A 13,975-nucleotide genomic window follows, 5' to 3' on the forward strand; every position below is an offset into this window, starting at 1 on the left:
CATTCTACATTCTACATTCCCTACTCCCTACTCCCTACTCCCTATCTCCTCGATTTCCCGTCGATAGCGGGGACGTGCTGGTATTCCCCAGCATACTTGCTGCTCTGGGATATTACTCAAAACACTGCTGCGAACACCAATTACAGCATTGGCTCCAATGTGGACACCGGGCGCAATGAAGCAATCGGCGGCAATCCAGGCTCCGTTACCAATATTAATCTCAGATGTGATTAAACCAAAGGCTGGGTCTTTCATATCGTGGCTACCAGTACAGAGGTAACATTTTTGAGAAATCACGCAATGACTACCAATGCGAATTCTATCCAAGCTGTAGAAAACCACATCATCCCCAATCCAACTATAGTCACCAACTTCTACTTTCCACGGGTAAGTAAAACGAGCAGTGGGTCGAATGATGACATTAGTACCAATTTTGGCTCCAAATATTTGTAGCAGCCATCGGCGGAAGCCATTGAAGTTATGAGGACTTAAGGGAAATGCGATCGCTTGCACCAACCACCAGAGTAAGATGAACCAGCCCGGACGTCCTCGGTCAAACCAAGATTGGTCGTACTGGCGTAAATCAACTAAAGGTGCTAAATCTAAAGCTGGTAGTTTACTTAAGTCATTAGTCATAATGAAGAATTTAGAATGAAGAATGAAGAATGAACAATGAACAATGAAGAATTAACAATGAAGAATGAACAATGAAGAATGAACAATGAAGAATGAACAATGAAGAATGCGGAATGTTGAATTCTCAATTCTCAATTCTCAATTCTCAATTCTCAATTCTCAATTCTTAATTCTACATTCTCAATTCTACATTCTCAATTCTACATTCTCAATTCTACATTCTTAATTCTACATTCTTAATTCTAAATGGATTCTCAGGGATTTGGAGAGACAACGGATGGCTTTGGCGTTACTGGTGTCTGTGCTGGTTCAGTTTTTTGTACATTCAGCTTACCGCTAAACTTTTGTAACTCATAGAGTTTGACACCAATTTGATATTCATACTGACTCAACAGGCGTCCATAAATGTACCCAGCTTTTCCATCTAAAAAGCCCAGCTGTATAAAGTAAAACAAAATAAACCGCAGTATTGGTTTAAACGGTAGTCGAACCCAGATTTTTTTCAGAAACCGCTTACGCTGCACGGCGTCTCCAAACAGATTTCCCCCGATGGTGCCAGAGTCATCTTTACCTGTTAGTAGATTCAGATAGACACGAGCTTCCCAATTGGAGTAGCGATTGTGCCGTTCTAGCCAATGATAAATGTCCTTAAAATCAATGTGCAGCATATCATTTTCAAGATAGCCAGCTTTGCCTTGTAGGACAACGTGTTCATGGACTTCGTTGTCTCCAGTATTGGGAATTCCTTCCGTTTTTAGGTTTTCGTAGCGACCTTTTTCGTGCTTAAACAACCGTAGATTCCAGTCTGGATATTTGCCACCAAAGCGAATCCATTTCCCTAGGAAGAATACTCTACGATTGATATAGTAGCCGTTATAATCATGATTTTTTATTGCCACAGCAATCTCATCCCAAAGTTCTGGAGTAATGCGCTCGTCACAATCAACAATTAATACCCATTGATTGCGGAACTTAAGATTGTCTAAACTCCAGTTCTTCTTTTTAGGCCAAAACCCATCAAAATAGAATTGAACTAGGTTTGCACCGTATTCTTCCACAATTTCAATGGAGCGATCGCTGCTTTGGGAATCAACAACAAACACTTCATCCGCTCTATTAACACTCTCAAGACAAGCGGGTAAATTAGCCTCTTCATTTTTGGCTGGAATTAGAACTGAAACCGGAAGTTTAGTGTTAGGGGATTTCATAATTAAACACCTGCAATTGTGGAAGTTTTATGAAAAGTATCTTGGCCAAGAATAACTAACAGCAAACCTTAACTCAAATTAAGGCTTATCAGTCAACAGTTAACAGTCAACAATCAACCAAAATTATCTGTGCTATAGCAAAGGGAACAGCGGATCTGGGAACAGGGAACAGGGAGTAGGGAGTAGGGAGTAGCGATGCAGCGCGGTCTTGGGGGTTTCCCCCATGAGCGACTGCATCAAGACGGGAGTAGGGAATATCGCATCAAAATTCTCTCAATTCCTACACGGATTGCTATATAATCTAAGCTCACCTCTTATCCAGTCTCATTAATTACTGGACTGGTTGTGGGATAGAGAGGATTTGCTGCTCTGTAGCATTCCTTTAATTACTGCACTCAGATAACCGATTTGACCATAGGCATAAACGAAATTATCAAAGCGCAGAGCTGGATTGCGGAAGTGCTTCAAGGATTTGTAAATCCCTCGCATCATTCGTTCACCTCCCCGTAACAATTGGGCAGTACCAGCACGACCAACCAATTGTTCACGGTAACACTCGCTAATACCTTGCCACCAACCACGATTCAAAAACCAACGTTTATTGATTCGTTCTGGGGCAACATTGTGAGCCACTAGAGCATCAGGTAGATAAGCAACTTGCCAACCATCCTGGAGAGCTAATTCTGTCATATGTAACTCTTCATTAGATAACAAATTTTTCCCCACACGACCTAAATTGACATCAAAACCACCGATTTTCTCCAGGAAAGTCCGCCTGATCGAGTAATTTAAACCTCTGGGAGTCAAACCAGGATTTTGGATCTCAATTAGGGAATCACCTAGGTCATAAGCTCCCAAATTTCCGGCTAGGTCTGGTGACAACCAGGAGGGAGAGGTAATGCCATCTGGCCACAATAGGGTAACTTTACCACCAGCAATTGCCAGTTTCTCGTTACTTTGATAAGCTTCATAAATTGTCTTAAGCCAACGGGGACTGGCAACCGCATCATCATCCAGATAAGCTAAAATAGCAGCACCGGCAGTGGCTGCCCCGGTGTTACGAGCCACGGATAAACCAAGTACGGGTTCATAAACATAGTTTAGTCGAGAGTTGTCCAAGCGTTGGTCAACTATGTTACTGGTGCGATCGCTTGAGGCATTATCGACCACAATTACTTCATAATCGGCAAAATCCTGCTGTAGCAAGCTATCAATGGCGGCACCCAAATATTCTTCGCGATTGTGGGTGCAGATGATGGCAGAAATTAGAGGCTCTGACATAGGGAACCTGATCGAGGAAGCTTCATTATTAGTATTCCCTACTAAACCAGGATTGTTCAACCTTCTTTGGTCAGCGGTCAGTGGTCAGTGGTCAGTGGTCAGCTTATTTTATTCAAAAGCTCGCACCTCAAGTAGCTTGCCCTACGGCCAATGGCTATGCCCCTAGCGTGCGCATAAGCTGAAAGTTGATAACTGAAAGCACCTCAAGTAGCGTGCGCGTAGCGCATTAGCTGATAACTGATAGCTGATAGCTGACGATGACATTACACTGAAGTCAGTAGTTCATGCTTCTTTACAAAGATTGCCATAGTTCGGTTTACTTTTTTTATTAGCATCTTTGAGAATTATTAATCGGATTGACCGAAACTCTTATTGGTTATGGCAGTTACTATCAAGCAGTTGAATCAATGGAAACAACAGGAGCGGCAGATTGTGGTGCTGACTGCTGCGGATTATGCGATCGCTCAGCTGTTGGATGAAGCGGGAGTAGACATAATCATGGTCGGGGATTCTCTAGCAATGGTTACGCTGGGTTACTCGACAACGCTGCCAGTGACCCTTGAGGAAATGATTCACCATACCAAAGCGGTGTGTCGGGGTGTTAAACGGGCATTAGTCGTTTCTGATTTGCCGTTTTTGAGTTATCAGGAAAGTCCTCAGCAGGCAATCCACTCTGCCGGTCGAGTGTTAAAGGAAACTGGAGCAGTGGCAGTGAAGTTGGAGGGAGGATACCCTGCCATGGCTGAAACTGTGGCCAGACTTACCGCTGTGGGAATTCCGGTGATGGGTCATGTGGGTTTAACACCGCAGTCTATTCATCTGCTAGGTTTACGGCAACAAGGAAAAACAGCGGAAACTGGGGAGCGGATTTTGCAGGATGCGATCGCATTGGAGCAAGCTGGTGCCTTTGCTATTGTTTTAGAACATATTCCACCGGATTTAGCAAGGTCAATTACACAAAAATTAACTATTCCCACCATTGGCATTGGAGCCGGACCACACTGTGATGGGCAGGTGTTAGTGACAGCGGATTTACTAGGGCTTTCCGAGCGCCAGCCACCCTTTGCGAAGTCTTATGTTAATTTGCGCCAGGTAATTACCCAAGCCGTGCAGGAGTTTAGTACAGAGATTCGTTCTGGAGAATTTCCAAAAGACCCATAAGGAAGATATCATTGAAGTAAAAGCTCCACGATGAACATAGATAGAAGATTTTTTATCGGCTGGATCAGTGTGATCGCTTATGGATTTTTTTCCAAGCTTAATGCTCAACCCTATAATCCAGCAGCTAGAGGAAAAATTGTTATCAATCAAATAGGTTATTACCCAACTGGTCCTAAGTTGGCGTTCTTAATCAATTCCCCCAATTCGGAAAAGAACCAAGTTGAACTTGTTGATCTAATCACTCACAAAACGGTTTTTGTGACCAACCTGGGAAACTCTGTAAACGATAAAGCCAGTAATGATAAAATTAGGGTTATTGATTTTACTAAATTCGATAAATCAGGTAGCTATTACCTCAAATACGGCTATAGTCAGTCTTATCCTTTTGGCATTGGTAAGGAAATTTATAAGGATACCTTTACAAAGCTACTCCGGTCATACTATTTGCAACGGTGCGGTGTTGCTGTAAATGATTCAGTATCTGGAGTCAAACATCCCCCCTGCCATCTCAAAGATGGGATTATTGCCCACAACGATGAGTTTCATAAAGCTGGTGACTTCAAATCTGCCCAAGGTGGCTGGCATGATGCTGGGGATTTTGGTAAATATGTTGCGCCAATGACAGTCACCATCGGACGGTTGTTAAGCTTGTACGAGCAATATCCTAAATCATTTACAGACAAGCAGTTAACTATACCAGAAAGCGGCAATGGTAGACCTGACCTACTCGATGAGGTCAAGGTAGGATTAGATTGGCTGTTGAAGATGCAGCGGGAGGATGGTGCTGTCTACCGCAAGCTGTCAGGAAAAAATTGGCCAGGGGAAATTCTACCCAATCAAGATACTCAGCCACGGTACACTTTTGGGATATCTACACCTGAAACTGGCAAGTTTGCAGCAGTAATGGCAATGGCTGCTAGAGTTTATACTCCCTTTGACAAGCAACTGGCTCAAACCTACTTACAAGCGGCACAGAAAGCCTGGGGGTTTCTCCGAAAACAGCGATCTATGAAGGTGGATTGGCAAGAAGGAGATGACACCGGTTCAGGTAAGTATCTTTTTGGAGAGTGGGATCAGCAAGAATCCTTAAAAACCGATCAAGATGACCGCTTCTGGGCAGCCGTAGAACTGTTTATTACTACAGGGGAGAGTAGCTACGAGAAATACTTAGCTAAAACTATCACGGCCTTCGACTATGGTGAGTTTGGTTGGAAAGATCCCTCTCCTCTAGCAATGGTTAACTATTTGGTGCAGAAACAAAGGAAGGGGTCAGACAAACTGAAATTAGAAATCACAGCTAGGCTGATGCGAAGGGCGGATACTCTGATGGAAAAGATTAACCGTAGTGGCTACCGTTTAGCTATTGATAAATTCCATTGGGCATCTAATCATAAGATAGCTGAGGAAGGAATTACGCTACTGTATGCCTACCGCATCACTGGCAATCAAGGCTACTACAGGGCAGCTGTTGAGCAGTTAGATTATTTGCTGGGGCGCAATCATTTTAATCTTTGTTTTATTACCGGTGTTGGCAGCAACTCGGTGCGTCATGTACATCATCGGATTTCCCGAGCTAAAAGAATTGTCATCCCTGGTCTGATGGTAGGGGGTCCTAATACTGATGCCCAGGATGATATTGCTCCTAAAGGCTTGGGAATGTTGAGTTATGTGGATGATGAGCGGTCTTGGGCTACTAATGAATATGCTATTGATTACAATGCTTCGGTGATTGCCTTGATGGGCATGGTGATGGCACAGACTTAATCATTGATAACATGATGTTCCTGGCCAGTCCAAAACCAGCCAGGAACTCTGGTTAAATCAAAAGATTATTTAGCGGCTTCCTCACGTTCCTTAACTTCCTTAATTACCTCTTCTGCCACATTACTTGGGCAAGGGGCGTAGTGGGAGAACTCCATCGAGAACTGACCACGACCAGATGTCATAGTACGCAGGTCACCAATATAGCCAAACATCTCGCTTAACGGGGCATCTGCCTTAATGCGAGCACCAGTAAGAGTTTTCTCCTGAGACTTAATCATCCCACGGCGGCGATTGAGGTCACCAATTACATCCCCCATGTAATCTTCTGGTGTGAATACATCTACTTTCATAATTGGCTCTAACAATTGAGGTGAAGCCTTGCCAAAGGATTGCCGATAAGCAGACTTGGCCGCAATTTCAAAGGCAATAGCCGATGAGTCTACGGGGTGGTAGGCACCATCAGTCAAGGTTACCTTGAAATCCACACAAGGGAATCCAGCCAACAGACCCTTTTGAATGCTATTCTCAAAGCCCTTTTGTACAGCAGGCCAAAATTCCCTGGGTACATTACCACCAGTCACCTTGGACTCAAACTGGAAGCCAGTACCGGGTTCACCTGGTTCAATAACGTAATCGATTTTACCATATTGACCAGAACCACCGGACTGCTTCTTGTGGGTATAGCTGTCTTCGATGCGCTTGGTAATGGATTCACGGTATGCAACCTGGGGCTTACCTACATCCACCTCAACGCCATGAGTCCGTTTCAGGATATCAACTTTAATGTCTAGGTGCAGCTCACCCATGCCCTTAATGATCGTTTCCCCACTTTCCTGGTCAGTTTCAACGTGGAAAGATGGGTCTTCCTGAACCATCTTGCTCAGGGCAATGCCCATTTTCTCAGAGGAACCTTTTTTCTTTGGTGCGATCGCAATGGAAATCACGGGGTCTGGGAAGACCATCGGCTCAAGAGTAGCAGGATTTTTGGGGTCACAGAGGGTATGCCCAGTCTGGACATTTTTCATCCCAACGATGGCCACAATATCACCGGCCTGGGCAGAGTTAATTTCTTCCCTGGAATCGGCATGCATCTCTACCAAACGACCAATACGCTCAGTTTTACCTGTGAAGGTATTAAGTACTGTGTCACCCTTGGATAAGGTTCCTGAGTAGATACGGGTAAAGGTCAGAGCACCAAAGCGGTCATCCATGATCTTAAATGCCAAGGCACGCAAAGGTTTTTCTGGGTCAACATAGGCAAGTGTACCGGTTTCGTTACCTTCTAGATCGATTTCTGGTTGGGGTTTGACTTCAGTTGGATTCGGCAGGTAGTCAACTACAGCATCAAGTACCAACTGCACTCCCTTATTCTTGAAGGATGAACCGCAGTAGGTAGGGAAGAAAGCCAGCTCACGAGTTCCCTGGCGAATGCAACGCTTAAGGCTTTCGATATCTGGTTCTTCCCCTTCTAGATACTGTTCCATCACCTCGTCATCCTGCTCCACAGCCATTTCAATTAACTGCTCGCGGTAGGTTTCCACATCATCAACCATGTTGGCGGGAACATCTTGAAGCTCATAGTTCATAGGATCCCCAGAGTCATCCCATACCCATGCCTTACGGGTTAGCAAATCCACTACACCCACAAAATCGTTCTCAGTTCCGATCGGCAGTACCATTACCAGAGGCTTAGCACCAAGTACATCTTCTACCTGCTTAACAACTCGGTAGAAATCAGCCCCGAGACGGTCAAGTTTGTTTACGTAGATAATCCGAGCAACTTTTGAGTCATTGGCGTAGCGCCAGTTAGTTTCTGACTGGGGTTCTACACCACCTGAGCCACAGAAAACACCAACGCCACCGTCGAGAACCTTCAGAGAACGATAAACCTCAATGGTAAAGTCTACGTGACCTGGGGTATCAATAATGTTGAGTTGGTGGTCTTTCCAGAAACAACTGGTGGCGGCAGACTGAATAGTAATACCGCGCTCTTGTTCCTGTTCCATAAAGTCCGTTGTAGCTGCACCTTCGTGAACCTCACCAATTTTGTGGATTTTCCCGGTAAGTTTTAGGATCCTCTCCGTTGTAGTTGTCTTGCCTGCATCAACGTGAGCAAAGATACCGATATTTCGATAACTAGTGAGGTCTTTCATAGTTACTCCTTTATTTACTCCTTAATAAAATTTAAACAAAATCTATGCATATTAACAACAGTATGCCCTGATGGGGTATCATTGTTGTCCTGATGGACAAGCAAGAGGAAATATCAATCAGAGAATAACCAGCCCTCCCAATCATTGCCTGTTCAAAAAAATCAATCACGGAACGACGGTTATATTGCTCTATCGGTGATTCAGCAGCTGCTTTGAGGTTAGGGCTATGAATTATCCCCAGTCAAGCCAGAGAGCTTGGGCAAATGCGATCGCTATTTTTGGGACTACTTGAATAGTCTTGTCCTGTTACCTAATAGCCCTTATTTGTAAGAAAAAAACTCAATTTGAGGTACCAATGGGTCTTGAACAACACCCACACCAACAAACCCCCACCGTTCAAGCAAATTCTTCAACTGACTCCCAGAAACCGACTCTACAGAAAATTGGTCAGCTAAATCAGCACCGTGGGTATTGAGATAACTCAGGGCATCAAAGTGTTCGCGAAACATCAACAGATATCCAGCTCCAGCCTCTGGGCTACCAGCTTTCGGTTGGGCAACCAGATAACGACCGTTCCTTCTAGAAAGAATCAGATAATGAATTTGGGTAAACATCTTGAAAATAGTCCTGAGGCGCGTCCTTACAGCAAGGCAGAAGCCAGAAGGCAGGATGGACAATCGTTTCAGTTTTTTTTCCTAATTTTATCAAAGGTTTTATTCTATTTGGGTTGTCAACAAAAATTGACGTCAAAATGAAATTTCGGACAGTAAGTATTCAGCAGTCAGCGGTCAGCGGTCAGGTTATTTTATTCAAAAACTGTCGCACCTCAAGTAGCATGGCACAGACTTCGACGCTTTGAAGCATAGGCTTTTGGCTGATGGCTGATGGCTGATGGCTGATGGCTGATAGCTGAATGCTTAAATTCTCTATTTCAAATCTTCTAGACGAATTCGAGGATCAACTACTTTCAGCAGCAAGTCTGCTAACAAATTACCCAAAATCAGCATTGTAGCTCCCATCATCAAGCTTCCCATTACCAGATACAGGTCTTGAGCAGTTACCGCCTGTAAAATCAAACGACCTAAACCTGGCCAGTTGAAGAAAATTTCAGCAATAAATGAGCCACTGAGTAGAGAAGCAAACTCAAAGCCAAGGATGGTAATCAGAGGATTGATAGCATTGCGCAATGCATGGACATAGATCACTCGATTTTCTGGCAGTCCCTTAGCACGGGCTGTCTGAATGTAGTCTTGCCGTAGCACATCAAGTAATTCACCCCTAGTAATTCGCTGTAGACCAGCAAAACTAGTAATGGATAGAGCAATAGTTGGCAAAATCATATGCCAGCCAATATCCAAAACCTTACCAATGGAGGATAAATCATCATGATTGATACTGGTCATACTACCTACAGGAAATAAGGGGGAAAGATTCTGGGCAAGGATGAGCAGCAACAGAGCAGTGATTAGGCTGGGGAAACCCTGACCTGTGTAGCTAATCACTTGTAGGAATCGGTCAATGGTTCGATTCTGATTAACAGCAGCCAGGATACCGAGAGGAATTGCGATCGCCCAAGTAATAAAGATTGAGGCTACTGCTAAGAGTAAGGTGGCTGGTATCCGCTCCAATAACAGAGATGACACAGGACGGAAATAAGCGAAACTGGTACCAAAGTCAAATTTGGTCACAACTCGTACTAGCCAACGCCAATACTGCACAATTGCTGGCTGATCTAAACCAAATTGCTCCTTGAGTTCCTCGATTCGTTCCGGGGAAATTTTGGGATTTTGCCTGAGGGTATCCAGAAAATCTCCCGGTGCAAACTGAATAATGGCAAAACTTAGAGCAGATGCCAACAGCAAGGTCAAAAGACCCTGCAACAGTCGCTTGACCACGTACAGAAAGGTCTCACTCGTGACCAGAAGTTTTAGTCTATGCCAAGCCCCATCAAACCGATTGATAATGCTAGAATCTCTAGTAGAAGAAGTCATCTAATAGTCGTTAGTTGTTAGTCATTCGTCATTAGTCATTCGCCATTGCTTTAAAGTCCTTTAAGAATTAAGAATTAAGAATTAAGAATTAAGAATTAAGAATTAATTCTTTGAAACTTACTTTCTTTTGACCAATGACTAATAAGTAATGGTTAACTCTAATGGTTAACTCTAATGATTAACTAATAGTCAACCAGGGTGATCAGGGGAACATCAGGCAGTTGCTGACGTCCACCTAAATCCCGTAATTCGATGATAAAGCCAAGACCTACCACTTGACCGCCTGCTTGTTCTACCAGCTTGACTGTAGCCGCTGCTGTTCCTCCAGTAGCAATTAAATCATCGATAATCACAACCTGGGAGTTAGGTGTGAAAGCATCTTGATGGACTTCCAACTTGTCTGTACCGTATTCTAGGTCATACTCAGCCGAGTATACCGCTGCTGGTAGTTTACCCGGTTTGCGCACTGGGACAAACCCAGCCCCGAGTTGGTAAGCTATAGGTGGTCCAAATATAAAACCACGAGACTCCATACCCACGACATAATCAGCCCTTACTCCTGCTTCCTGAAATTTTTGAGCTAAGGTATCGATAGTGTAGCGTAGTCCTTCTGGATTGCTCAGGAGGGTAGTGATATCCCGAAATACAATCCCTGGTTTGGGAAAGTCAGGGATATCGCGAATCAGAGATTTTAAATTCATCGGTAGGTGAACTTATTTATCAATGGGGTTTGAATCAAACTATAGCTTGCCATTCCCTTTCTGTAAAAGCGTACACTAGAAAGCTGAACCTTGTGTGATTCCTTGGAACAAATCTATTCAAAAGGTTTTCGCTGTAGGATAAGCGCTATTAGAGTGAATCTTTCGACGGACCGTAATGCTGACCAATAGTCCTGCTTCCCAGTCAAAGCCAATAATTTTAGATAGCCTACCTGATTTCAGGATTCCAGCTCAGGGCTGTCCACCACGAACTCGGCTGCATATTGACCTAATTTTACTCGCCATTGAAGCTCTCGAACTGGGAGGTTCTGAGGCGATGCTATTGGCGGCTAGAGAGCTGGAACTTCAGGACATTATTAAAAATCGTGTTGTCCTGTGGCGTATGCGCTCTACCAATCCCTGGCGGCGCTCTTACACACGACGTCCTCTAACTCCACAAGAAGCTAAGGCTTTAGTGGTGATTGCTAGTCATATGGCACGCCGAATGACGGTTCTGATTAGGCAGTTGTTGACTGCTTATCAACAACTACTGGAAAAGCAGGTACCTCTAGAACAACATTTTCGCCTATCTAAGTATTTGGAAAGGTTCCAGGCTCATTTTCGCAGCCGGATGAACCCCCGTCGTTCTAAAGTGGCTGCCTATAACTCTCAAGAAAAGTTGAATCAACTCGCAATTTCTCTATTGAGTCAGCTTCTGTTCTGTACAGGTACTTCTGGAAGACAAAGATTATGGACTAGTTTGTTTGATGGGGAATTGCCTTGAATGTTGCCGTTGCTGATTATCGCCATGCCATCAAGTATAGCCAGGTTAATTAACCATTACCAATTACTAATTACTCTCAATGCTAGTCTAAGAGGTTGAACAAAAATGAGCGACGCATTCCCCCACCTCTCTAGGCAGGTGGGGGTTAGAACCGCCAAAAGCCAAAATATGATATAATGGCATCATCTTGAGCGGTACGGCGAAGGACAGACGAGATTCTGAGCAACCCTGAGGCACGACCTCTCAACGAAAGGGAAAATTAACCTATAAATCCTTTGTAGTCGGTTCATAAACGTCAGACTCTCAGGTAAAAGCTTCATTGAATAAGCCCCATAGCGGAAGCGATGCAGCGCGGTCTTGGGGGTTTCCCCCATGAGCGACTGCATCAAGACAACGACTTGGGGGAACAGTCCAGCAAAAGTCCTGGAAGCAGGCGCGAGGATGCCGCCTGTCGCGAGGGATAAACCCTTGTAATCAAGACGGATACCCACACCTCGCGTAGCAGGTGGGGGAAGCATTCATAGGGAATTTTCAGCAGGAACAGCCGATGACAATTCGACGCCAGTACAGTCTTCCCAACTGTACCCTAATCCTGGAGGGTTGGAGTAATAGTACCACAGGGGCTGGTAAACAGCCAGATGCCCGACCATTGCTGACAACTCTAACTAATGCGGAATGCTATGTAGGGGCTATGAACCAACCCCTCAGTGGTGGGCGGGATTTTTTTGAGGACTTGGTACATAGTGTAAGCCGCTATGCTCAGGAATTTTTGTCTAAAGTGCCTCACCCCCAACCCCATGCTGAGAAACCAGCTAAGGTGCATCTGCAGAAAGTCGAGGACAAGAACTTGCATCGACTGACACTGCAAGATACTCCTGGGTCAGGAACAATGACCAACTCAGGGAAACCTCTCCATGTAGATTTGAACACAGTGGAGTTGTTTGACTTGGTGGAGGCGATTGACCAGTTTTTGGCTGATGGACGAACCCTACCAGATATTATTGTTTCGTTGCAGCCTGTTTCTAAGCACTATCGCCAAGCTGAAAAACCAGTAACCGAGCGTACTGCACCTGCTGCACTGGGAATGGCAAGTTTGGCTCTAGCTGCGATCGCATTTTTCTTTGTACCGATTCCAGAAGTACGGGAACCCGAACCTTCCCGAACAGGGGAAAATACCAGTGAAACCAGTACCTCAACTGGCGAGAGTGACCCTCAGGCAAAACCAACACCAACACCAACGGGAACACCACTCTCCATCGAGGAGCTAGAAAAAGTGCTCACAACTGCACCAGAAATTACTGATCCCACAGAGTTGCGCTATATACAAAGAAGCCTGCAAAAGCGAATTTTTCGAGCTTGGGGGAACCGGGAACAGTTTGCTGGGAATTTAAAATACCAGGTTAGTGTTGGCAGAGATGGTGCGATTTTAGGCTACAAACCTGTTAATGGCACACCCTTGGATGGGTCAGAGCAAACCCCCCTGCCTGAATTGCTCTACACCAAGACTTCAGACAATATTGCTACCCAAGAACCTATTGCTCAGTTCCAGGTGTTATTTAAACAAGGGGAAGACGAAGGGATTCTCGAAATCAGTCCTTGGCATGGTTATATGGGTAAGATTACCCTAGGTCCAGAAATTACTGAAATCGCTGTCATTAATGATTTGAAAGACAAAGTGTCTCAGGAAATTCGTGACAGTTGGAATAAAACCTCCAGCTATCCTCAAGATTTAACTTATCGGGTAGGTGTGACTGAAGAGGGTATCCTTGCTGATTATGAAGCAATTGATAAAGAATCTTGGGATTACTCTCAAGAAACTCCTCTAGAACGCCTAATGAAGCCAGCAGCAGCTGGCATTGGTAGCGAAGGGACTGGGTTAGTACCCCAGAAGCCCCTTGCTCATTTACGAGTAGTGTTTAAGACTAATGGTGAGTTAGATGTTAGTCCCTACAGGAGCAACGAATAATTTTTAGTGGCTAATTGAATCTTGGCTGATACCCAGTTGCGTTCTTGGTTGACCCCAAAGGGGAATTCAAAATTCAAAATTCAAAATTCACGAATCAAGTTTAGAACAAATTTTGAATGAATTAATTTCGGGTACAAGCCCCCACTGAAGTCGTTCGCGAAGCGTAGCCATAGGCTACGGGATTGCTCGACTTCAGTGGTCTTCAATCAGTGGCGGGTACAAGCCCCCACTGATTGTCATTTTGAATTAATAATTTTTAATTTTGAATTGGAGCGTTCGCGAAGCGTGACCTACGGTCAAGCGACTTGACCGTTAACCATTTATTGTATCTAG

General features: G+C 44.5%; 12 protein-coding genes. 5 read left to right on the top strand and 7 right to left on the bottom strand.

Annotation, left to right across the window (positions count from 1 at the left end):
- Window positions 1-27 precede the first annotated feature (27 nt).
- From hpsU to F6J90_RS07065, 3 genes are all read right to left on the bottom strand, one after another.
- On the bottom strand, window positions 28-636 hold the full coding sequence (gene hpsU, locus F6J90_RS07055; RefSeq protein WP_293091736.1) for a hormogonium polysaccharide biosynthesis acetyltransferase HpsU: 609 nt from the start codon (window positions 634-636) through the stop codon (window positions 28-30).
- A gap of 254 nt (window positions 637-890) precedes the next feature.
- On the bottom strand, window positions 891-1,844 hold the full coding sequence (locus F6J90_RS07060) for a glycosyltransferase family 2 protein (protein ID WP_293091737.1): 954 nt from the start codon (window positions 1,842-1,844) through the stop codon (window positions 891-893).
- 327 nt (window positions 1,845-2,171) lie between these two features.
- Window positions 2,172-3,125, bottom strand: a complete 954-nt coding sequence (locus F6J90_RS07065; protein ID WP_293091738.1) for a glycosyltransferase family 2 protein — start codon at window positions 3,123-3,125, stop codon at window positions 2,172-2,174.
- Here F6J90_RS07065 and F6J90_RS07070 point away from each other — a divergent pair.
- The 3 genes from F6J90_RS07070 to F6J90_RS07080 all read left to right on the top strand — a co-directional run bounded on the left by F6J90_RS07070 (window position 3,097) and on the right by F6J90_RS07080 (window position 6,050).
- Window positions 3,097-3,291 carry a hypothetical protein gene (locus F6J90_RS07070; RefSeq protein ID WP_293091739.1) on the top strand — a complete coding sequence of 65 codons (195 nt, stop codon included), beginning with the start codon at window positions 3,097-3,099 and terminating at the stop codon, window positions 3,289-3,291. The two genes, F6J90_RS07065 and F6J90_RS07070, sit on opposite strands and share 29 nt — an antisense overlap.
- A gap of 212 nt (window positions 3,292-3,503) precedes the next feature.
- Window positions 3,504-4,286 (top strand): 3-methyl-2-oxobutanoate hydroxymethyltransferase, encoded by a 783-nt coding sequence (gene panB, locus F6J90_RS07075; protein ID WP_293091740.1) that lies wholly within the window; start codon window positions 3,504-3,506, stop codon window positions 4,284-4,286.
- Between the two features lie 30 nt (window positions 4,287-4,316).
- On the top strand, window positions 4,317-6,050 hold the full coding sequence (locus tag F6J90_RS07080; RefSeq protein WP_293091741.1) for a glycoside hydrolase family 9 protein: 1,734 nt from the start codon (window positions 4,317-4,319) through the stop codon (window positions 6,048-6,050).
- A 65-nt stretch (window positions 6,051-6,115) separates the two neighbouring features.
- On the opposite strand, the gene fusA is transcribed toward F6J90_RS07080, so the two are convergent.
- From fusA to F6J90_RS07100, 4 genes are all read right to left on the bottom strand, one after another.
- Entirely contained in the window at window positions 6,116-8,203 is a 2,088-nt protein-coding gene (gene fusA, locus F6J90_RS07085; protein WP_293091742.1) for an elongation factor G, read from the bottom strand.
- A gap of 320 nt (window positions 8,204-8,523) precedes the next feature.
- Complete coding sequence (locus F6J90_RS07090) at window positions 8,524-8,817, bottom strand: hypothetical protein (protein WP_293091743.1); 294 nt, start codon at window positions 8,815-8,817, stop codon at window positions 8,524-8,526.
- 312 nt (window positions 8,818-9,129) lie between these two features.
- Window positions 9,130-10,194: an ABC transporter permease gene (locus F6J90_RS07095; RefSeq protein WP_293091744.1), complete on the bottom strand. Its 1,065-nt coding sequence runs from the start codon at window positions 10,192-10,194 to the stop codon at window positions 9,130-9,132.
- Window positions 10,195-10,376: 182 nt separating this feature from the next.
- Window positions 10,377-10,895: an adenine phosphoribosyltransferase gene (locus F6J90_RS07100; protein WP_293091745.1), complete on the bottom strand. Its 519-nt coding sequence runs from the start codon at window positions 10,893-10,895 to the stop codon at window positions 10,377-10,379.
- A 175-nt stretch (window positions 10,896-11,070) separates the two neighbouring features.
- On the opposite strand from F6J90_RS07100, the gene F6J90_RS07105 reads away from it, so the two are divergent.
- Together F6J90_RS07105 and F6J90_RS07110 are read left to right on the top strand one after the other, a co-directional pair.
- Window positions 11,071-11,676 (top strand): DUF3038 domain-containing protein, encoded by a 606-nt coding sequence (locus F6J90_RS07105; RefSeq protein ID WP_293091746.1) that lies wholly within the window; start codon window positions 11,071-11,073, stop codon window positions 11,674-11,676.
- A gap of 547 nt (window positions 11,677-12,223) precedes the next feature.
- Window positions 12,224-13,642 (top strand): DUF4335 domain-containing protein, encoded by a 1,419-nt coding sequence (locus F6J90_RS07110; protein ID WP_293091747.1) that lies wholly within the window; start codon window positions 12,224-12,226, stop codon window positions 13,640-13,642.
- The last annotated feature ends 333 nt before the right edge of the window (window positions 13,643-13,975 follow it).

Origin of the sequence: Moorena sp. SIOASIH (genome assembly GCF_010671925.1) — a bacterium.
In the GTDB taxonomy this organism is placed as follows: Bacteria; Cyanobacteriota; Cyanobacteriia; order Cyanobacteriales; family Coleofasciculaceae; genus Moorena.